Origin of the sequence: Thomasclavelia saccharogumia DSM 17460 (assembly GCF_000686665.1) — a bacterium.
In the GTDB taxonomy this organism is placed as follows: domain Bacteria; phylum Bacillota_I; class Bacilli_A; order Erysipelotrichales; family Coprobacillaceae; genus Thomasclavelia; species Thomasclavelia saccharogumia.
Genome location: NZ_JMLH01000051.1, coordinates 1 through 21,886, shown reverse-complemented (window position 1 = coordinate 21,886; position 21,886 = coordinate 1). Strand labels below are relative to the sequence as shown.

The 21,886-nt window shown below is 31.6% G+C and carries 13 protein-coding genes and 3 tRNA genes; 11 read left to right on the top strand and 5 right to left on the bottom strand.

Annotated features, from left to right (window positions below; all coding sequences use genetic code 11):
• Positions 1 to 491: IS110 family transposase (locus BR82_RS0110945; protein ID WP_027090226.1), on the bottom strand; the 491-nt coding region annotated here is incomplete at its 3' end.
• 565 nt (positions 492 to 1,056) lie between these two features.
• Between BR82_RS0110945 and BR82_RS0110940 the strand changes: the two genes are divergently transcribed.
• From BR82_RS0110940 to BR82_RS0110915, 6 genes are all read left to right on the top strand, one after another.
• On the top strand, positions 1,057 to 7,023 hold the full coding sequence (locus BR82_RS0110940) for a discoidin domain-containing protein (protein ID WP_027090225.1): 5,967 nt from the start codon (positions 1,057 to 1,059) through the stop codon (positions 7,021 to 7,023).
• A 282-nt stretch (positions 7,024 to 7,305) separates the two neighbouring features.
• The gene (locus tag BR82_RS16420) at positions 7,306 to 7,671 is read left to right on the top strand and encodes a discoidin domain-containing protein (protein ID WP_027090224.1); all 366 of its coding nucleotides are present in this window, start codon (positions 7,306 to 7,308) and stop codon (positions 7,669 to 7,671) included.
• Between the two features lie 42 nt (positions 7,672 to 7,713).
• Positions 7,714 to 12,960: a family 20 glycosylhydrolase gene (locus BR82_RS16415; protein WP_027090223.1), complete on the top strand. Its 5,247-nt coding sequence runs from the start codon at positions 7,714 to 7,716 to the stop codon at positions 12,958 to 12,960.
• Positions 12,961 to 13,090: 130 nt separating this feature from the next.
• Entirely contained in the window at positions 13,091 to 13,558 is a 468-nt protein-coding gene (locus BR82_RS0110925) for a hypothetical protein (RefSeq protein WP_027090222.1), read from the top strand.
• Positions 13,559 to 13,560: 2 nt separating this feature from the next.
• Complete coding sequence (gene deoD, locus BR82_RS0110920) at positions 13,561 to 14,262, top strand: purine-nucleoside phosphorylase (RefSeq protein WP_027090221.1); 702 nt, start codon at positions 13,561 to 13,563, stop codon at positions 14,260 to 14,262.
• Positions 14,262 to 14,885, top strand: coding sequence for an HAD-IB family hydrolase (locus tag BR82_RS0110915; RefSeq protein WP_027090220.1), 624 nt, complete (start codon positions 14,262 to 14,264; stop codon positions 14,883 to 14,885). The genes deoD and BR82_RS0110915 overlap by 1 nt, the downstream gene beginning before the upstream one ends.
• 11 nt (positions 14,886 to 14,896) lie before the next feature.
• Here BR82_RS0110915 and BR82_RS0110910 read toward each other — a convergent pair whose 3' ends face one another.
• Complete coding sequence (locus tag BR82_RS0110910) at positions 14,897 to 15,097, bottom strand: DUF378 domain-containing protein (protein WP_024721071.1); 201 nt, start codon at positions 15,095 to 15,097, stop codon at positions 14,897 to 14,899.
• Positions 15,098 to 15,189: 92 nt separating this feature from the next.
• Here BR82_RS0110910 and BR82_RS0110905 point away from each other — a divergent pair, with 92 nt between their 5' ends.
• Positions 15,190 to 16,176, top strand: coding sequence for a LolA family protein (locus BR82_RS0110905; RefSeq protein ID WP_027090219.1), 987 nt, complete (start codon positions 15,190 to 15,192; stop codon positions 16,174 to 16,176).
• Positions 16,177 to 16,273: 97 nt separating this feature from the next.
• A complete protein-coding gene (alr, locus tag BR82_RS0110900) occupies positions 16,274 to 17,347 on the top strand; it encodes an alanine racemase (protein WP_027090218.1) in 1,074 nt (357 codons plus the stop codon).
• Positions 17,348 to 17,367: 20 nt separating this feature from the next.
• Here alr and BR82_RS0110895 read toward each other — a convergent pair whose 3' ends face one another.
• From BR82_RS0110895 to BR82_RS0110885, 3 genes are all read right to left on the bottom strand, one after another.
• Positions 17,368 to 17,787, bottom strand: a complete 420-nt coding sequence (locus BR82_RS0110895; RefSeq protein ID WP_027090217.1) for a hypothetical protein — start codon at positions 17,785 to 17,787, stop codon at positions 17,368 to 17,370.
• A gap of 232 nt (positions 17,788 to 18,019) precedes the next feature.
• Positions 18,020 to 19,018, bottom strand: a complete 999-nt coding sequence (galE, locus tag BR82_RS0110890; RefSeq protein WP_027090216.1) for a UDP-glucose 4-epimerase GalE — start codon at positions 19,016 to 19,018, stop codon at positions 18,020 to 18,022.
• Between the two features lie 221 nt (positions 19,019 to 19,239).
• Positions 19,240 to 21,291 (bottom strand): elongation factor G, encoded by a 2,052-nt coding sequence (locus BR82_RS0110885; protein WP_027090215.1) that lies wholly within the window; start codon positions 21,289 to 21,291, stop codon positions 19,240 to 19,242.
• Between the two features lie 275 nt (positions 21,292 to 21,566).
• On the opposite strand from BR82_RS0110885, the gene BR82_RS0110880 reads away from it, so the two are divergent.
• From BR82_RS0110880 to BR82_RS0110870, 3 genes are all read left to right on the top strand, one after another.
• Positions 21,567 to 21,642 (top strand) — tRNA-Val (locus tag BR82_RS0110880).
• A 12-nt stretch (positions 21,643 to 21,654) separates the two neighbouring features.
• Positions 21,655 to 21,730: transfer RNA gene (locus BR82_RS0110875), tRNA-Thr, on the top strand.
• A 4-nt stretch (positions 21,731 to 21,734) separates the two neighbouring features.
• A tRNA-Tyr gene (locus tag BR82_RS0110870) sits at positions 21,735 to 21,817 on the top strand.
• The last annotated feature ends 69 nt before the right edge of the window (positions 21,818 to 21,886 follow it).

Genomic DNA, 21,886 nt, shown 5'->3' with positions numbered 1-21,886 from the left:
CTTAATCCTCGTCTCAATACCAATGCACTGATCTGCTGTTTGATTCTCTTTCTTGACTGGATGACATCTTCTCTTAGACCTATATATTCCTTGATTTCATTGTCATGATCTGTTGGTACATGAACAGCTTTGTATGAATCGTGCATAAGATTAGTGGCAATATTAAAGGCATCCATCTTATCATTTTTTACTTTTTTATTTTTGACTGATCCATGCATTGTTGATGGTGCTAATATAACACATGGAATATCATGGTATGCAAGTTCATGATATAAGGAAAATCCTAAACATCCGGCTTCATATCCTGTTAAAATATCCACCTCATTTTCTTCACTCATTCTTTCTTTAGCTGACTTAATAAATTTAAGAATATTCTTTACTTCAGCAGCACATTTTGTCTGTGCAATAACTTCTCCTGTTGATGAATTGATTCCACATAAACTGTACGTATTTTTATGGACATCCATCCCAATATAAATTATACTTTTCATAGTGACCTCCTATTGTCGTTATGGTATCGACTTTCATAATTTTGTTTTTTTACTAATCTTATTATGAATCGTAATCCACTTTTTGACAACTTAGGAGGTCACTTCATATTATCTGTTTACATTATATTATAAAAATTATTTTTATTCAATAAAATTATTAAAATAATAAAAAATATTATTGGATTATTTTAAGATATTTATCAGCTTGAGTATTAATAATATAGTTGTAGAAATTAGTTTTGATTTTCAATAATTGATATTTGCTAAAATCATTTTATTGCAGTTAATATGAATAAAAACACTTAAATATAGTAAAAGTATAAATATTTAGTAAATATATTAAAATTTTGTTATAAATATAAGTAAATAAAAAATATAAATATTTATACTAAATGTGCAAATAATTTAAAATATAAAAATGTTATACTAATGTTGGAAGGAGTGTTGATACGCTATTTAAGAGGAATTAAGTTGAAATGTAAAAAATGGTTTGTTATTATTTATGATTTATAAGATAATTTAAAGAAGATAATTACCATTAAATTGGGGAAGGTGATTAAAAAGGATGAAAATAAAAAAATTATTCAGTACAGTATTATCTTGTTCCCTAATAGTAAGTGGTCTAACTGCTGGTGTTAATACCGTAGAGGCAACTAATGATAGTGTTATCACGCAAATAAGTGATGATGTTGTATCTATTGGGAATGATTACATTTCAAGAGAATTTTCGATTAAAGATAGCACGATTTTAACTAATTCAATTTTAAATAAACGTATCAATAAAAGTTTAGAACCTCAAAAAGGTTCAGAAGATTTTATTATTAATACTCTTAGTGAAGGTAAAACTGAGGAAGATGATAATGAAATAACAAATGATCCTGAATGGGTTTATCCTACTCCTTTATCTACTGATGGTTGGCAGGCAACATTGAAAAATGCAGCTGGGACAGCTTTTTCAGCAAGCCAGGTAGCTACTTTATTTGATGGTGATTTAAATACTAATGTTGATTATTGGCAAATAAGTGGGCATCCTTTTACATTAGATATTGATTTTGGAACAACACAAACGATTGCCGGAATGTCAGTAAATAAACGTCCAGGGTATCGTGATGCTGCTTATGGTATCAATGGTACTATGGGAGGTTATGAAGTTTGGGTAAGTGCTGATGGTGCTGAGTATACTAAAATAGCAGAAGGAGAGTTTACCGAAGAAGATTATAATCTTCATAAAGTTGGTGATTTATACAATGTCGGTGATATGGTATATGTAAACTTTGATAAAGCTGTAGATACTCAATATGTACGAGTTGTTCAAACTAGTGTTGCACTTGGGACTGCTCAAGAATTCACAAGCGCAGAAATTGATTTCTATGATCAAGAAATTACAAAGACACAAAAAGTTGTTGAACCAACTGAAGTGTTAGATCGTAGTAATTGGACAATGACGATCAAAAATGCTAATGGATCTGCTTTTAGTGAAGCAGCAGTAGCTAAAGTAATTGATGGAGACTTAAATACATATCCTGATGAATATACTGTAAGTGGACATCCAATTACTGTTGAAATTGATTTAGGTGAAGAACAAACTGTACGTTCATTATCAATTGACAAGCGTCCAGGATATCATGATGCAGCTTATGGTACTAATGGTACTATGGGTGAATTTGAATTGTATGTTAGCGCTGATGGTGTAAAATGGAATTTAGCAGGTGCTGGTAATTTTACAAGTGAAGCTTATAATTTACATGATGCAGATGGTTTACACAATGTAGGAGATCGTGTCTATGCAAACTTCTATAAACCTTATACAACTAGATATGTACGAGTTGTTCAAACAGGAGTTGCTTTTGGTAGTGCGCAAGAGTTTACAAGTGCAGAATTAAATCTTTATACTGATCAATATTATGGACCAAATTACAATGTTGCAGTTACACCAGTTTCCGAAGATGCAATCGTATCTAGTGATTTAGTATATGCTGGTGCTAATGTTGAAAACATTGAAAATGGTAAAAAATTAACAATTTCATATGAACCATATGAAATTAATGGTGTTACTTATAACATCGATCAAGTAGTAGTACTAACAGCTGGTGATCACTACATGCGTTCATTCTTAGAAATTAGTGTAAGTGATAAGGATAAAGCACAAATCGATTACATCGATACTGATAGATTTGTGTTACCAGAAGATGCTGAAGGTGTTTGGTCACATCCTGATGATAGTCAAATTTCATCAATGTGGATTGGTCAACATGAATTAATGTTAGGACAACCAATTTATGTAAATGGTTTATTTATGGGATCTGAATTCCCAGCAACTGACACTATTGTCAAAGATAATACGACACAAATTCGTTATTATTCAGGTAAAACATTTACACGTTTACAAGAAGATAATCAACTTACAACAGATGGTAAGTTCGTTACTTGGCAGAATGTTGTTGGGGCTGCACAAGGGACAGATACTTCAGTAGTTCAAACAGATTTCTTTGAATATATTGAAGATATTGCAACACCAACAGATTTTAGAAAACAGTATAATTCATGGTATGATAATATGATGAATATTACTGATGAAAGTATTGCTGATTCTTTCTATGGAACTGAAAAAGGATTAACAGAAAATGGTGTAGAACCATTAGATTCTTATGTAGTTGATGATGGATGGAACAATTATTATGATGGTACATACACAGCAACTCCAGGAAGTTCTCAAGGAACTACACCTAACCAGACAGGATTCTGGGAATTTAACGCTAAGTTCCCTAATGAATTGTATACATCTTCATCTTTATCTAATAAATTACAATCAACATTTGGTTTATGGGTAGGACCTCAAGGTGGATATAATTACTTTGGAACATTTGCTCGATATTTAGAATCTAAAGGAACTGGATATGTACAATCAAATTCTGCATTAGGAAATGTTATTTGTACAGGTTCTCGTAAATATTTGAAGAATTTTGAAGAAATGGCAATCAATTACCAAGATCAATTTGATATTGATTATTGGAAATGGGATGGTTTTGCTTCAAGACCATGTAACAATGCTAGTCATGATCATATGACTGGTGGCGATCAAAATATGTACTTTACTTCTGATATGTGGGAAGCATGGACAGATTTATTTGATAATGTTCGTGAAGCTCGTGCTAAAGAAGGAAAAGGATTATTTATCAATGCTACAAGTTATATCAATTTAAGTCCATGGTTATTACAATGGGTAAATACAATTTGGGTACAAGATTCTGGAGATACTGGTCAATTAGGTACTGGTGAAAGACATCAACAAAAGATTTATTATCGTGATCAAGTTTATTATCAATTATATAAACAAAATCAAATTCAATTCCCATTAAAGAATATTTATAACCATGATCCAATTTATGGTGTATCAGATGGAAGTAGTGCAACTACTGAAGTGTTTAGAGAATTCTTATTCGCTAATGCTGTTCGTGGTACAGCTTTCTGGGAATTATATTATTCACCATCTATTATGGATGATGCTAAATGGAAAGTAACTGCTGATGCTCTAGCTTGGGCTGAAGAAAATCATGAAGTATTAAAGAACGCGAAGTTATTTGGAAATCAGCCAAGAAATGGTGTGTATGGATATTCTAGCTGGAATGGAAATGAAGGAATTATTTCATTTACAAATCCAACTGATGAAGAACAAACATATTCTTTACAAATAACAGACGTTGTTGGTGCTAAAACAACTTTAAAAGATGCTAAGGGTGTTCAAGTTTATCCTTATGCTGAAGGAAATATTGAAAATACACTTTCTTATGGTGATACAATTACAGTCACTTTAGCGCCACATCAAACAATCATTCAACAATATGGACATGTTGATAATGATAAACCTGAAATTATTTCTGCTAAAGCAACTGGAAATAATGAAATCACTTTAAAATTTAGTGAAAGAATTCAAGGTGGTACTTATAGAGTTGCTGGTAAAGAAGTAACTGCTGAATTAAAAGAAGATTATAGAACTGTGGTATTAAATACAGCAAGTCTTTTGACTAATGTTAATGCAGTTTCTGTATCAGGTGTTAAAGATTTCAATAATAATGAATTATCACAAGATATTAATGTTGCATACTATGAAAATGGTGTTGTAGCAAGTGTGTCTAGTGAAAATGATTTAAAAGATGCTAGTGAAATTGAAGCTTCTTATAATGCTAATCAAGATACTGTTTGGTTAAGTGGCATTGATCAAGCGTATACAGTTGATACTGAAAATAAATTTACTGGAACTACAGATTTTAGTATCAATTTAGGTGTGGAAACAACTGCTACAAATGTTGATTTAGTTAAATTAGGTGATGATGTATCATTAACGATCGATAATGATGGTTATGTGGTATTTAAAGTTAAAGATCTTACTTTAAGTTCTAAAGAAACTGTTACAACAGTTGTTGAAAAAGCACATGGAACATTTGGTACAGATGAATATGTTCCAACTTCTACAACTACTACATTAACTGGAAATGTTAATGATGGTAAGCAACATTCTATTAATGCGGTTCGTGAAGTTAATGGAATGCTTAAAATTTATATTGATGGTAAATTGTCAAGCTCATTATATGATGCTGATCATTTAAATGAAGCTGTTCAAGGTGGTAATATTATCGTTGGGGATAATGATTTCACTGGAAAATTGGCACAAGTTACTGTTAAAAATAGTGCAGTTGGATATGATGAAGTACAAGCATTTACTACTGATGTAAATGAAATGATTACGCCATCTCATGAAAACTGGACTGCAACGGCATGTTCAGAAGAAACTGGTTCTACTGGTGATGCTAATGCAATGGCTGCTATTGATGGAAATTTAAATTCATGGTGGCATACTAATTATCATGGTTTAGAAACATGTACAGATAATCACTGGATTGCAGTTGATTTTGGTGGTGCTGAAACATTTGATAAATTCTTATATACTGGACGCGGAGCGTCTTCTAACGGATCAATTAAAGATTATAGATTAGAAATTAAAGATGCTGATGGAAATTATACAGTAATTAAAGAAGGTACTTTCTCAAGTGAAACTAAAGAAAATGTTATCCAACTAGATCAAATGTATACAGCATATGGTATTAGATTGACAGCGTTATCTACTCATAATGGTAATAATTTTGCTGCAGCTGTAGAAATCGATGTTGCTAGAGATGATACAGTAGCAACAGCTGAAAAGATTTCCGAAGTAAAAGCGATGATTCTTGATGATGCTAAATCAATTAATTTAGCTGATTACTCAAAAGTAACTGCTGATCCTTTAGCTTCACTTTTAGCGAAAGTAGAAGTAATGGACTCAGCTTCTGAAAATGCTTTAGAATTATTAACAGCTCAATATAATTCATTAAAAGCAGCTTTAACTAATGTTGCTGAACTTAATAGCGCAATTAGTGAAGCAAATAAAGTTGATGCAGATTTATATACTGCTGAATCTTATCAAGTATTTGCTGATGCGCTTGCAAATGCAAAATTGGTAGCAGTAAATGCTACAACTGCTGAAGAAGTAAGTGCAGCAAAAGATGCTTTAGCTAGTGCAAAAGATGCATTAGTTGAAGTTGAACCAGCGAAAACAAATAAAACAGCATTACAAATAGCTGTAGATACAGCAAATATATTAAAAGCTCAAGGAGCTTTAGATAATGTTGTACCAGCGGTAGTTAATGAATTTAATGCTGCTTTAGAAGAAGCCCAAACTATTTTAGCTGATACTAATGCTAGTCAAGTAACAATTGATGCATCATTTACACGTTTATCAACAGCAATTCACATGTTAGAATTTGTAAAAGGTGATAAGACTGATCTAGAAGCTTTGATCGATGTAGCTGAAAAATATGAAGAAGGAAATTATACAACTGATTCATGGGCAGCATTACAAGAAGCTTTAGATGCAGCAAAAGATGTAATGGCTGATGAAAATGCCTTAGAAAGTGATGTTAATGAAGCGTTAAATAACTTAACAGAGGCAATCTCAAACTTAGTATTAAGTGCTGATAAATCAAAATTACAAGCATTATATGATAAAGTAAATGGTTTAGATAAGAGTCTATATACAGAAGCTAGTGTAGCTGGATTAACAGAACCAATGGCAAATGCTAAAGCTGTATTGGATAATCCAGATGCAGCACAAACGGAAGTAGATGCTGCATATGAAGCATTGATTAGAGCATACTTAGACTTAAGATTAATTCCAAATAAGGATCTATTACAAGACTTAATTAATCGAGCTCAATCATTGAACGTGGCAAATTACAGTGCTGAAACATGGTCAGTGATGATGGAAGCATTAGAAGAAGCTCAAGCGGCTTTAACTAATGGTGATATTGATCAAGCTGGTGTAGATGCAGCCTATGAAAACTTAATGGCTAGTATCAATGGATTAGAAGTAGTTAAATCAGGAGATACAACTGCTGCAATAGATACAGGCGATACAACAAACTTATTATATCCACTTGCAGGACTTGCAATTGCAACTCTAGCGATCTATGGAAATAGAAAAAGAAGATATAGATAAAAGATAATTTAAAACAAGACTTACAGTGTAGGTCTTGTTTTTTTGTTATATAAAATAGATTAAAGAATTCTAATAATTTATAAAGGGATCATTATAGGAAAATGTGAGTTAAAAAAGATTAAATTTTTAGATTAATATATGGTTAATTATTAACAATGGCAAAAATTAGTATTTAATTTGTCTTTTTTAGGGTGATTATTGACAAAGATAAAGATAAAAAGTAGAATTAATTAAGCGCTTACATTACGCGCTGATGTAAAATTAATGAAAGGATGGAGGAAAATGAAAGGTAAAAAACTAGTAAGCTTTTTGTTATCATGCTTGATGGTTATTGGATTGATCCAAATTTCGCCAACATATGCATCGACTCCTGAAAATCTTGCTTTAAACAAGCCAACATCTGAATCGAGTGTATATCCTGACTCAGGCAAAGATGCTTCAAAAGCAGTTGATGGAATTGTTAGTGCTGATTCGAGATGGTCAACAAAAAGACTAGGAACTGGGACACCTGCAGAACAATGGGATTCTAATTTTGAGCAATGGATGATGGTTGATTTATTAGAAGAGTATCCAATTTCTCAAATTAATATCAATTGGGAAGCAGCAACGGCTACAAAGTATACAATTCAAGGATCTTTAGATGGTTAAAACTTCTTTGATGTATTAGTATCAGGTACTGATGCAGCAGGAATGCAAGAACATAAAGACTTTGAAGTGTTTACAGCTAGATATATTCGTATTTTGTGTCAAACACCAAAAACTGCAAGATATGGATATTCTATTTATGAATTAGAGGTTTATTCTCAACAAGTTTACAATGCTGGAAGTATTATTGATGAAATCGAAAAAGAAACGCCAGTATTGTCAGATGATGGACAATCACTTGTTATACCATCAGTACCAGATGGATATAAAATTTCATTATATGGGACAGATAATGAACAAGTTGTTTCAAAAACTGGAAAAGTTACGCAACCATTAGTTGATATGCCAGTTAATATCATGTATAAGGTTGAAAATGTTGATGATGAAACAGATACTGCCCTATCAGATGATATTGCATTTGTTGTTAATGGAAAATATGATGTTGAACAACAAGATAATGAAAAACCAAATGTTGTTCCAGGTCTTAGAGAATGGAAAGGAGCAACAGGAGATTATCAGTTAACAGCTGCTTCTCGTATCGTTGTTTTAGATGATGAATGGTTAGATAGCGCTAAGATGATCCAGACATATTTTAAAGATATGTTAGGACGTGATATCGAAGTTGTAAGTGGGCAACCACAAACTGGAGATATCGTGTTAAAAACTGGTAGTACTATTGATGAATTGGGAGAAGAAGGATATTATTTAGATATTGCTAATTATGTAACGATCGAAGCTCCTACTTATAAAGGGATGATTTATGGTGGTGCTTCTATTACACAAATTCTTTATCAAAATAATAACACTGCTCCTAAAGGACTTGCGAGAGATTATCCTCAATATGAAGTACGTGCAGGTATGATCGATGTAGGAAGAATGTATATTCCTTTAGAATACTTAGAAGAAATGACAGTTTATATGTCATGGTATAAGTTAAACGAAGCACATATTCATATTAATGATTACTGGGGACAATCTGGGTATAGTGCTTTCCGTTTAGAAAGTGAAGTTTATCCATCAATCGTAGCATCTGATGGGTATTATACAAAAGAAGAATACAAACAATATCAAAAAGATATGAAAAATTATGGTATTGATGTTATCACTGAAATCGATACACCATACCATTCTGAAGCGTTTAGAGATATTCCTGGAGTCCAGATGTTAGCTAATAAAGCAGGCTATTTGGATATTACAACGGAAGAAGCTTATAATGCTAATATAGCGATCATTAAAAATTTATTTGATGAATATTTGGATGGTGATGATCCAGTTATTCAAAGTGATAAATTCCATATTGGTACTGATGAATATGACAAAGCATATGGTGAACAAATGCGCAAATGGACTGATGAACTTATTAAATATGTTAACAGTAAAGGTTATGAAAGTCGAGTATGGGCATCGCTAGGTAAAAATGGATTTAACGGAACAACTCCAGTAACTAATGAAGCAACTATGAACTTATGGGCTCCATATTGGGCTGATGTTCAAGAAACATATGATGCGGGTTATGACGTGATCAATACATATGGAGGATGGTTGTATATTGTTCCTGCTGGAAATGCTGGATATCCAGATCGTATTGATACAGAAAGATTATATGAAGAATTCGAAGTTAATAATTTTAAATCAGGAAGAAATCCTTCTGGTGAAGCAATTATGCCAGTAGCGCACCCACAAACAAAAGGGGCTGAATTTGCTTTATGGAATGATATGACATCATTTAAAACAGGATTTTCATGGTTTGATATTTATGATCGTATAAAAGATGCAGTTTCAGTCTTAGCAGAAAAAACTTGGTATGGAGAAGATGAAGCTGATCAAACATATGAACAATTTAGAGAAAGAATTGATGCTTTACAAAATAAAGTTCCTAATGCAAATCCAGGAAGATATGTAGAAAGTAAAACAGATCAATTAGTATCTTATGATTTTGAAGATGCAGGTGATACTGTAGCAGATTTAAGTGGAAATGGATATGATGGAACTATTGTTAATGGACAATTAGGTGAAAATGGTATTAGTTTTAATGGTGATGGATATTTATCATTACCAATGGATAGTATAGGTTATCCTTATACTGTATTTATGAAGTTTAATTTAAGCGAAATTACTGAGAATACAACTTTATTTACTGGTAAAGATGGAACATTCTTTGCTGATATGAATGGGAAACTTGGTTATTCACGTGATCAATATTCATTTACATTTGATTATACTTTAGAAGCAAATAAAGATATTGATTTAGTTTTAGCTTGTAATAACAAAGATTTAACATTGTATATTAATGGCAAGAAGATTGGAAATGGTAAGTTAACAAATACAACGATTGCAGGAAAAACGCAACAAAGCTCAACGTTTGTTCTTCCAGTTGAAAAAGTATTTGAAAATACAACTGGTACATTGTCAAGTATATCTGTGTATAATAAGGCAATGACAACAGAAGAAATTGCTGATATTTTAGGATATAAATCAGAAAACTATGCTTTAAATAGACCGGTTTCAGTATCAGGATTAGAAGTAAATGATGGACGTTTTACTGCTGATAAAGCAGTTGACGGTCTTGTAAGTAAAGAATCACGTGTTTCATTTGCTAAAGATAAAGATGAACAATGGTTATTAGTAGATCTAGAAGAAACAAGAGTTATTGATGAAATCAATATTCGTTACGAATCAGCTGTTGATAAATATGAAATTCAAGTTTCTGAAGATGGTGAAGAATTTACAACAGTTTATGTTAAAGATGAAACAACAGCTAATGATGGACCAGAAACTGATGAAGTCGTTAAATTTGATGCGGTTGAAGCGCGTTATGTAAAATATATCCAAAAACAAAGATGGCATCATACAGGAAATGGTCAATGGTATAGTGGAAGTATTTATGAGTTTGAAGTTTATGGACCATTAGAAACAGAATTGAAGCCAGCAAAAGATGCTTTGATTGCAAAAGCGCCTAACAGTGCTGGAGCAGTTTCAGCAAATAAAGAAATTGGTCCAAGTAATACATATTTAGTTGATGTAGAATTTGATATGGTAACAACTCTTGCGCCAGATCAGACAAATACAGCTGTAGGACTTGGTAATAGTGGTTCAAACTATACGGCTTATGGACAAGTTCCAGTTATTATCCGTATGTATCAAGGAACTTTTGGTGCTTATAATGGTAATAAAGGTTATGTTCAAAGTACTATTAATTTTGAACAAAATGTTAAATATCATATTAGAATTGAAGTTAATTTAAAAGAAGGAACATATAGTGCATATGTAACAGTGCCAAGTGGTGAGGAAGTTGCATTTGCTGAAAATTATGGTTATCGTAGTTCGGCAGCTGCTCCTTCAAATATTGGTAAAATATATTTATTTAATAACGAACGTCCAGAAGCAAGTTACTGGATCGATAGAATCAGTTTAAAAGATGTAGCTGATACCGATACATCAGCAGTTTATGATCGTATTTCAGAATTAGAAAAATTATTAACAGAATCAATCAATACTGAAGCAAAAATGACAGCATTACAGGAAGTTATTGATGATGTTAAGGCTAAAGCTGATGATTATACATTAAAAGATGAAAATCTTGCAGCTTTAAATGAAGCTTACGATTCATTTATGGCAAAAGAAGAAGGTAAAGTCAGAATTGGTTCATATAATATTGCTGCAAATAAAAATCCTGATGTTGACAAAATTCGTGAACAATTAGAAAAATATGATGTTGATATAGCAGGTATTCAAGAAGTCGATAAGTATACAAGTAGAAATAACTATGATATGCTTGAAGGATTTAAAGGCGATGTTTATAGTAATATTTTCTTCAGTAAAGCGATAGACTATGCTGGTGGTGAATATGGTATTGGTACAGTATCAAAATCACCATTAAATGATGGATCATCAGCTATGTTAGAAAGTGCTGGTAATGAACAACGTATCTATCAACGTAGTGTTGTGGAATTAGCTGGACATAAAGTGGCTTTCTATAATACTCATTTATCTTATGAAGATACAGAATTACGTCATCAACAAATGAGAACATTAAAAGCAGCAATGGATGCTGATCCATTATCATATCGAATTGTTGTTGGAGATTTCAATGCAGATCAATATCGAGAAGAATTTGCTGAAATCTTTGGTGATAATTATAATATAGCTAATGGTATGAATGATATTTTCTTCGATACATTTAATGGTGTAGATGCTACAATGAATGTAAATTGTGTAGATAATATAATCGTATCTAAAAATATTGATATTGAAGTAGTACAAATGATTGATAATAGATTATCAGATCATAATATGTTCTTTGCAGATATTACTTTCAAAGATGAACTTGATACAGATAAAACAGCCTTACAAATAGCTGTTGATACTGCAAATACTTTAAAAACTCAAGGGGCATTGGATAATGTCGTACCAGCAGTCGTTAATGAATTTGAAACAGCTTTACAAGAAGCAACAGATGTTTTAGTGGATACTGGTGCTGACCAAACTAAAGTTGATAGTGCCTTCTATCGTTTGGCTAATGCAATTCATATGTTAGACTTTGTAAAAGGTGATAAGAGTGCTTTAGAAGCTTTACTAGAAGAAGCAAATGGTTATGAAGAAGAAAATTATACAACTGATTCATGGGCAGCATTGCAAGAAGCAATCGAAGCAGCAACTGAAGTCATGAATGATGAAAATGCATTAGAAAGTGATGTAACAGAAGCGTTAAATAACTTAACTAATGCTATTGGAAACTTAGTCTTAAGAGCAGATAAGACAAAATTACAAGAAGCATATGACATGGTAAATGGCTTAGATAAGAGTTTATATACAGAAGCAAGTGTCGCTAAATTAGATGAACCAATGGCAAATGCAAAAGCAGTATTAGATGATCCAGATGCAACACAAGAAGCAGTCGATAATGCATATGAAGCATTAATAAGAGCATACTTAGACTTAAGATTAATTCCAAATAAGGATCTATTACAAGGATTGATCAATAAAGCTGAAACATTAAATGTCACAAATTACAGTGCGAAGACATGGTCAGTGATGACAAAAGCATTAGATGAAGCTAAAGCGGTATTAAATGATCCTGAAGCAACACAGGAACAAGTAGATAACGCAAAAGAAGTATTAACGAAGGCAATGGCAGGATTAGAAGTGATTGAAGCAAGTAATTCAGTCAAAGCCGGTGATACAACAACAAGTGTAGCTACTGGAGATACAACAAATATGTTATATCCACTTTCAGGATTAGCACTTGCAACGTTAGCATTCTACAAAACTAAGAAAAAGAAAGAAGACTAATGATTTTAAAAGGGAAATAGTTTGAAATAGCTATTTCCTTTTTTTGTGATTAAAGTGTTATATTAGGGACTTAATAATGATTAGTATACTTTTATGGATTTTTGGTTTATAATAAAGCAAGAGGTGGAATATGAAAAAAATAGTTAAGTTGTTTATTGTTATGATATTATGTTTTAGTTTTACTGGGTGTCAAAAAAAGGAAAAAAATGTATATACTGAAACATACACATTAAAATATTTTTATGTTGAAGGATGTTCAAATTGTGAATATGTTACTAATAATGTTTTGCCACTAGTTGAAGAAGAGTTTGGTGAACATATGAAAATAATCAAGTATGATATGGACGATCGCGAAAGTGTTGAAGAAGTTAAAACTGCATATAATGAAATTGTTGATGAAATTATTGATTTTGATCAAGATGATTATGGGTTTGGACCTTTTTTAGTGCTGGATGGTTATTATGCTCAATTGGGGGCTGATGATGCTGAAAAGTTTCTGGATAATCTAATTTTAGCTGTAAATGGTAAGGAATTGAATGAACCTGAAGGTAGTGAAACATATTATTATTTTAAAGATGGTAAAATCAAGGGGGAATAACAATGGCTACACCGCATAATCAAGCTTTAATGGGTGAAATTGCAAAAACTGTTTTGATGCCAGGTGATCCACTTAGGGCAAAGTTTTTAGCAAAAACCTATTTACAAGATGTAAAACAGTTTAATAGTGTTAGAAATATGTTTGGATATACAGGGACATATAAAGGAAAAAAAGTTTCTATTATGGGCTCTGGGATGGGAATGCCATCAATTGGGATTTACAGTTATGAATTATTTAGCTATTATGGTGTAGAGAATATTATTAGAATTGGATCATGTGGTTCTTTTAAAGAGGCAGTGCGATTACGTGATATTATTATTGTTCAAGGCTGCTGTACGGATTCAAATTTCGCTCATCAATATGAATTGCCAGGTACTTATAGTGCAATAAGTGATTATGGGTTATTAGAAAAAGCGGTTAATAAAGCTAAAGAAAAAGATGTTAGTTATCATGTGGGAAATATTTTATCATCAGATATTTTTTATCATGCTGATCAAAAAACGGCAGATAAATGGGCATCAATGGGTTGTTTAGGTGTTGAAATGGAATCTTATGCATTGTTTGCAACAGCTGCATATTTAAATAAAAAGGCGCTAACTTTATTGACTGTTTCTGATTCATTAGTATCTAATGAACAAACTAGTGCTGAAGAACGTGAAAAAAGTTTTACGGCAATGATGGAAATTGCATTGGAGATTGCTTGATGAAACAGAAGTTTGCTTTTTTTGATTTTGATGATACATTAATTCATGGTGATTCTGGTAAAGCACTATTGAAATATTATATCAAAAAACATCCCTTGGCTGTTTTTAGATTGTTAAAGATCGTAGTTTTATTTCCCTTGTATTTAATAGGAATAGTAAAGTTTCAGACGGTTAAATCATCATGGCTATTTCCTATGGATCATTTAAATGATGATGAAATAAATGAGTTTTATCAAACGTGTCTAGTTCCCAAATATTATCCAAATGTTATTGCGGAATTGAAAAATAAAAAGCGTGAAGGGTATAAAGTTTATATTTGTTCAGCTTCGATTGAAGGATATCTTCGTTTTTGTGACTTACCAGTTGATGGTATTTTGGGGACTAAAACAGAAGTTGTTAATGGTAAATACACTAGTAAAATGGTTGGTAAGAATTGTAAAAATGAAGAAAAAGTGGTTCGGTTAAATAGGATTATTAAACAATTGAATCTAAAGATCGATTATGAAAATTCATATGCTTATTCAGATTCTGTTCACGATATTCCAATGTTAAAAATGGTTAAAAACAGAGTAAAAATAAATAAAAAAAATGGAGAAATGACCCCATTTATTATTGAAGAGTAGGAAACTGCTCTTTATTTTGTATCTAAATCTACAAATAATAACATGATGTTGATAATACCAGCAATACCTACTAATATATAGATTAACATTGATAAAAAACTATCAACACCAAATAACGAATCTACTAGGTTGAAATTGAATAAACCAATCAACCCCCAATTTAATGCCCCAATAATTGTTAGTATTAAGGAAATTTTTTGTATTATATTCATTATTTTCATCCTCCTTATTAAAGTGTATCCAAGATAAATAACTTTATACATAATATTAAAATTTAAACATATTTATTAATGGGGGTGTAATTTTGAAAAAAATATATATTGGAATTGCAGTTGCTATTGCATTAGTTGTGGCATCATTAATATTTTTTAAATTTAAAGATAGCTCTTTAGATAAGACCGTCGAAAAAGTAAAAGCTTATGATAAATATACACTTACATGTAATATGGAAATGGTAGAAAATGATGAACTGAAAAGTTATTTGGTCAATGTAAGCTATTTTAAAGAAAAGAAGGATGAGTATTATAAAGTAGAACTTTATGATAAATCGTTAAATCAATCGCAAATTATTGTAAAGAATCTGGATGGCGTATTTGTGTTAACACCAACATTAAATCAAATTTTTAAATTTCAAAGTGAATGGCCTAATAATTCCCCTAAACCATATATTTATCAATCTTTGATTGAGTTATTAGAAAAAGGTGAAGTAGAAAAAATAAAAACAGGTTATCAAGTAAAATGTGATGTTACTTATCCTAACGATTCGAGAATAACTAGCCAAGAAATGATTTTTGATAAAGAATTAGTGCCTAAACAAGTTACTGTACTGGATAAAGATGATGCCGAAATTATAACTGCAAATTTCACGGATTTTAAAACGGAGGTTAAATTAAGTAAAGATAGTTTTGATGAGAAAAAAGTTCTTGAAAAAAGTACAAGTGAATATTCAAATGTATCAAGCGAATTACCTCTATATCCGATTGCTTTGATGGGAAGTTCTTTAAATAGTGAAAAAGTATCGACGATTGATGGTACCGTTAATCACATTTTAAAATTTACCGGAGATAAAAATTTTACAGTTATTGAAACACCGATAGTAGCAACTGATGAGATCAATGTTGAAGAAATTAATGGTGAAGTTATTGATCTTGTTGATGGAGTGGCGTTTTATGATGAAGGACAATTAACAATGATGAAATCAGGAATTTTATGTAAGTTATATTCAGAAGATTTGAGTAAGGAAGAAATGGTAAGTGTTATTAGTAGTATGCAAACATCTAGTTTGAAATAGGGGCTTAGCCTCTATCTACATAATTATTAAAATTATTTAAGAGTTAATTGAAATATTATAATGTTTGGATTATACTAAGACAGTATGGAGGGTTTGTATGAGTTTACATCGTGATACATATGCTGTTATTAATTTAAAATATTTAAAAGAAAATATAGAACAGACTTATAAAAAGTTTAAACGTCCTTTAATGGCTGTAATCAAGGCGGATGCTTATGGTCATGGATATAAGGAAGTTGCTAGTTATATAAAGGATATTGATTATATTGAAATGTTTGCTGTAGCGACATTGCCAGAAGCGATTGAACTTCGAGAATTAGGGATAAAAAAAGGAATTTTGATATTGGGTGCTGTTCCGACTACTAAAGAAGAAATTGAATTAGCAATTAGTTATGATATTTCTTTAACAATGATTTCTTTAGATTATATGCATCATTTACAAACATTGATTGATGATCAGCCGTTAAAGATTCATGTTAAGTTAGATACTGGAATGCATCGAATCGGTTTGACAAGTAAAGATGAATTAGATGAGCTGTTGAAAACAATCGATCATGATAAATTTATTTTAGAAGGAATTTTTACTCATTATGCTACAGCCGATGGGGAAATAGAGGCTTTTAAACAGCAGCAGGAAATGTTTTATGATTTGATTGATCCAACTGAATTTAAATATATACATTGTTGTAATAGTGCAGCAATGATATATCATCAAGATAATGGTTCTAATTTAGGAAGAATTGGGATCGTGATGTATGGGATCGATCCTGCTGGGGATGAATCAAATGAATATAAACAGGTTATGTCATTGTTTTCAAAAGTTTCAATGGTAAAAAAAGTCAAAGCTGGTGAACGGATTGGTTATGGTTTAACTTATACTGCTAAACAGGATGAATTTATCGCTACTTTGCCAATTGGTTATGCTGATGGATTAATTAGAAAAAATCAGGGGCGAAAAGTTTATATCAATGATTCTTATTTTGAAATCGTAGGAAGAGTATGTATGGATCAGACAATGGTAAGAGTTGATGAAAGGGTAAAAGCGGGAGATAAAGTTGAAATTTTTGGGGATCATATTAGCCTAGCTAGTATGGCTAAAGATTTGGAAACGATCCCTTATGAAATAATTTGTTTAATATCAAAAAGAGTAGAACGTTTATATATAAAATAAAAATCAGCATTAGCTGATTTTTATTTAAATAATTGAGCAAGTCGATAATATGATAATGCTCCTGTTTTATTTTTAGATACCTTGCCATCTTTATATACTATTGTTTGAGGCACTGTTCCATCTGTGATGTCAAGCTTTTCTTCTAACCAGGTAGTGTAATCACTATCGCTAGAGATATCAACATAGTATAAAGATTTACCACGGTGTTTTTCTAAATATGTAGTCATTGTATCTTGATAAGATAATGTTGCGTTATCGCTATTATTTCCGATTACTACTACAAAACTATCTTTATCTTCTACTTTTTCTACAAGTGCACTTTGAGTGATTGTTGTAAATTCAACGTGAGTAATTTTTCGATAAACGAATAACCCAAGAAAAACTACGATTACAATTCCAAAGATGCTAATTTCTTTCCATAATTTTTTTACTTTTTCCATGATTAGCCTCCATAACAGTACTTTTATATAATACCAAAAAAATTGTCTAAAAACAATATTTAAAAAAGGATATCGATTAATCACATAATCTTTTTTATTGTTGATTGCGTTAAAAATACTAAAAAAATGTCTTTTATTTTTGCATTTTGTTTAAAACATATTTTACTTAGAACATTATATAAAAATAAAAACCAGAAGCAATATTTTGCTTCTGGTATATTTTGTTAGTAAATTATTTATGTTTTAAAGCATAGTTCCAAGTATCGCGGCACATATCTTCAATTCCTTTTGTAGCAACCCAATCCAATTCTTTTTTAGCTCGAGAAGGGTCGGCATAACAAATTGCAATATCTCCAGGACGACGATCTTTTATTTTATAATTTACTTTTACATTGTTTACTTTTTCAAATGTTTTTACTAAATCAAGTACACTATAACCAGTTCCGGTACCAAGATTACAAATATGAACACCTGGTTTACGATAACGTTCAATCGCTTTAACATGTCCTTTGGCTAAGTCTACTACGTGAATATAATCACGAACTCCGGTACCATCAGGAGTATCGTAATCATTACCAAAAACACCAAGACATTCTAGTTCACCTGTTGCTACTTTCATGATATAAGGCATTAAATTGTTTGGAATACCTTTAGGATCTTCACCAATTAATCCTGATTCATGAGCTCCGATAGGGTTAAAGTAACGTAATAAAGTTACTGACATTTCAGGACAGGCGTGTTGTACGTCGGTTAATATTCTTTCCATCATTGCTTTACTTGTGCCGTATGGATTAGTAGTATCTCCTAATTTACAATCTTCAGTTATTGGGACGACTTCAGGATCTCCATATACTGTAGCACTTGATGAAAAGACGATTTGATTAACATGATATTTTTTCATCATCTTGCTGACGATCAATGTCGTAGTTAAATTGTTTGTATAATACTCGATAGGTTTTTCTACTGATTCACCAACAGCTTTAAATGCAGCACAATGAATAACCGCATCTATTTTATTTTCTTTAAAAACTGCTTCAGTTTTAGCTTCATCTAATATATTAAATTCATAGAATTTTACTTCTTTTCCAGTGATTTCTTTAATATATCCCAAAACTTCAGGTTTTGAATTAGAAAAATCATCAATTACTATTACATTGTAATCAGCATTTAATAATTCAACACAAATATGACTTCCAATATAGCCTGCTCCGCCACAAACAAGTACATTCATTATTTTTTCCTCCTATATATGGTTTTATAATAACACTTTTAGGTAGTAAATTAAAGAAAAGTATTTTTTATTTTGTGTAAAATATAGGTAATGGTAAGGAAAAGGATAATATCGGCTGATTAAAATATAAATTGAAAAGGAAGAATTTATTTTATTGATTGATCAATAATTTAAAATCTTCCTTGTAAAGAAAAGTAAAAATGCAAATATTTACCATTATCTTATTTGTTGATAATTCTCTTTGTGATATTATCAGGGGCAAATTCATAATCTAAAAATTCCATTTCAAAAATACCCTGACCTTGAGTTATAGAACGAAGATCAACAGCATAGTTCATAACTTCATTCATAGGTGCTTCAGCAACGATTTTAATTAAACCGTCGTCTAAGACATCACTACCGATTACACGAGCTCGTTTGGTATTGAAATTACTCATTATATCGCCAGTATATTGTTCATCAACAACAACTTTCATTTTCATATATGGCTCAAGTAATGCTGGACTGGCTTTAGGAATAGCTTCTTTAAAACACATTGAAGTAGCAGTTTTGAAGGCCATTTCTGATGAGTCAACATTATGATAAGAACCATCGATCAAAGTAGCTTTGATTCCAAGTACTGGATATCCTGCTAAAACGCCACTTTTGACACTTTCGATCAATCCTTTTTCGACAGCAGGGAAATACGATTTTGGAACGGCACCACCAAATATTTTTTCTTCAAATATATATGCTTTGCTATAGTCGTAGGTAGGTTCAAATGTGATTTCAACTTCTCCGAATTGACCATGACCACCTGATTGTTTTTTAAATCTTGTTCTTTGTGTAATGCTCTTTTTTATTGTTTCACGATAAGGAATTTTGATATCTTCAAGGGTTGTTTCAACTTTGAATTTGTTTTTTAATTTTGTTAATAATATATCTAAGTGAATATCACCAATACCATAAATGCACTGCTGTTTGGTTTCTGGATTTGATTTAAATTGTAAAGTTGGATCTTCTTCTAATAGTTTGTTGATAGCATTGGTAATTTTTTCTTCGTTGCTTTTACCGATCGGTACAATCGCTTTGCCATAGTAAGGCGTTGAAAATTTTATTTCTGGTACGATAATTTGATATCCAGCAATACATAAAGTATCATTCGTTTTTGAAGCATTTAGCTTTGTTACTACTCCGATATCGCCAGCGTGTAAACAGTCAACTTCAATTAATTCTTTGCCGCAAGGCTGGTATAGTTTAGCGATTCGTTCAACTTCTTTTCTTTTGACATTATATAGAGAAGTACCGCTATATATAGTTCCAGTAACAACTTTAAATAAAGATGTACGTCCAACAAAAGGGTCTGCAACTGTTTTGAAAATAAAGATGCTGGCTGGTAAACTTTCATCATAGCCGATGATCTCCTCTTCATTTTTATCAATATTATTAACGATTAAAGAATTAGTCATATCTCCAGCAGCACTGAAGAAAGCTACCATCGAATTTAAAATGATTTGAATTCCAATTTGATCAGTTCCACATAAAACGGGAATCAAAGTTTTTTCAATAACACCTTTTCGTAAAGCTAAAGAAATTTCTTCTTTTGTAAATGGTTCTTCATTAATATATTTTTCTAATAATTCATCACTAGTATTCGCTACTGCTTCATCGATCATATCTTTGATTGGCTGAATCTCATCCAATAATTCTTCAGGAATATCCATGGGTTTGGTCTGTGTTCCTTCAAAAATACGTCCTTCCATTTTTGCAACATTAACATAACCGATCATTTTATTATTATCCATGATAGGAACTTGAATAGGAGCAATAGCTTTACCATAAGTATCTTTTAATTGCTGTAGTTTAGTTGCATAATCACTATTAGGATTATCTAATCCATTGACATAAATGATCTTTGCTTTATCTTTGGCTTTATACATAGCCTGTTTGGTTCCGGCGTTGATACCTGAAGATGATGGAACAACAATTAATGCGGATTCACATACACTTAGTGCAGATTCACATTCACCTGTAAAATCAAAAATACCGGGAACATCGATTAAGTTGATTTTACAATTATTCCATTCAATAGGGACAACAGATAGATTGACAGATGATTTACGATTAATTTCTTCAATACTATAATCGCTCAATGTATTTCCATCATTAATAGTACCAATACGATTAATTAAACCGCTACGGTAAGCCATAGCTTCTACGATACTTGTTTTACCACAGCCGGAATGTCCTAAAACAGCTACGTTACCAATTTCATTTGCATGATAAGTTCTCATTAAAATAACCACCTTTCTTTAAATGAACTTCTTAATTTTATTTTAACATATATAAGGATAAAAAAGGATTAATTTAATAATAAAAGATAACGCTTACATTAATATGTGAAAATAATGAGGAAAAAAGTAATTTTCATATTGATTAATAGTTAAAATTATGTTAGTATAAATCTTGCCTGAATTAGGAGATATCGATTAGATTAAATAGAAAATAGAAAAATAAAAAGTTGTTGACATTTATTTGAAATAATGATAGACTAACAAGGTAGCGTTATGGAGGTTTAGCTCAGTTGGGAGAGCATCTGCCTTACAAGCAGAGGGTCAGCGGTTCGAGCCCGTTAACCTCCACCATAAAGTAAATAAGCCGGCTTAGCTCAACTGGTAGAGCAACTGACTTGTAATCAGTAGGTTGAGGGTTCAAGTCCTTTAGCCGGCACCATAATGGAGGAGTAGCGAAGTGGCTAAACGCGGCTGACTGTAACTCAGTTCCTTTGGTTCGGTGGTTCGAATCCGCCCTCCTCCACCATCTAATTGGGGTATAGCCAAGCGGTAAGGCAACAGACTTTGACTCTGTCATCTCCCTGGTTCGAATCCA

Excerpts from the sequence above, each read along its gene's own strand:
- BR82_RS0110885 (WP_027090215.1), bottom strand. The coding sequence starts at position 21,291 with ATGAGAACTTATCATGCAAATGAAATTGGTAACGTAGCTGTTTTAGGA.
- BR82_RS16415 (WP_027090223.1), top strand. The coding sequence starts at position 7,714 with ATGCAAGAACATAAAGACTTTGAAGTGTTTACAGCTAGATATATTCGT.
- alr (WP_027090218.1), top strand. The coding sequence starts at position 16,274 with ATGAGTTTACATCGTGATACATATGCTGTTATTAATTTAAAATATTTA.
- deoD (WP_027090221.1), top strand. The coding sequence starts at position 13,561 with ATGGCTACACCGCATAATCAAGCTTTAATGGGTGAAATTGCAAAAACT.
- galE (WP_027090216.1), bottom strand. The coding sequence starts at position 19,018 with ATGAATGTACTTGTTTGTGGCGGAGCAGGCTATATTGGAAGTCATATT.
- BR82_RS0110910 (WP_024721071.1), bottom strand. The coding sequence starts at position 15,097 with ATGAATATAATACAAAAAATTTCCTTAATACTAACAATTATTGGGGCA.
- BR82_RS0110895 (WP_027090217.1), bottom strand. The coding sequence starts at position 17,787 with ATGGAAAAAGTAAAAAAATTATGGAAAGAAATTAGCATCTTTGGAATT.
- BR82_RS0110940 (WP_027090225.1), top strand. The coding sequence starts at position 1,057 with ATGAAAATAAAAAAATTATTCAGTACAGTATTATCTTGTTCCCTAATA.
- BR82_RS16420 (WP_027090224.1), top strand. The coding sequence starts at position 7,306 with ATGAAAGGTAAAAAACTAGTAAGCTTTTTGTTATCATGCTTGATGGTT.
- BR82_RS0110925 (WP_027090222.1), top strand. The coding sequence starts at position 13,091 with ATGAAAAAAATAGTTAAGTTGTTTATTGTTATGATATTATGTTTTAGT.
- BR82_RS0110915 (WP_027090220.1), top strand. The coding sequence starts at position 14,262 with ATGAAACAGAAGTTTGCTTTTTTTGATTTTGATGATACATTAATTCAT.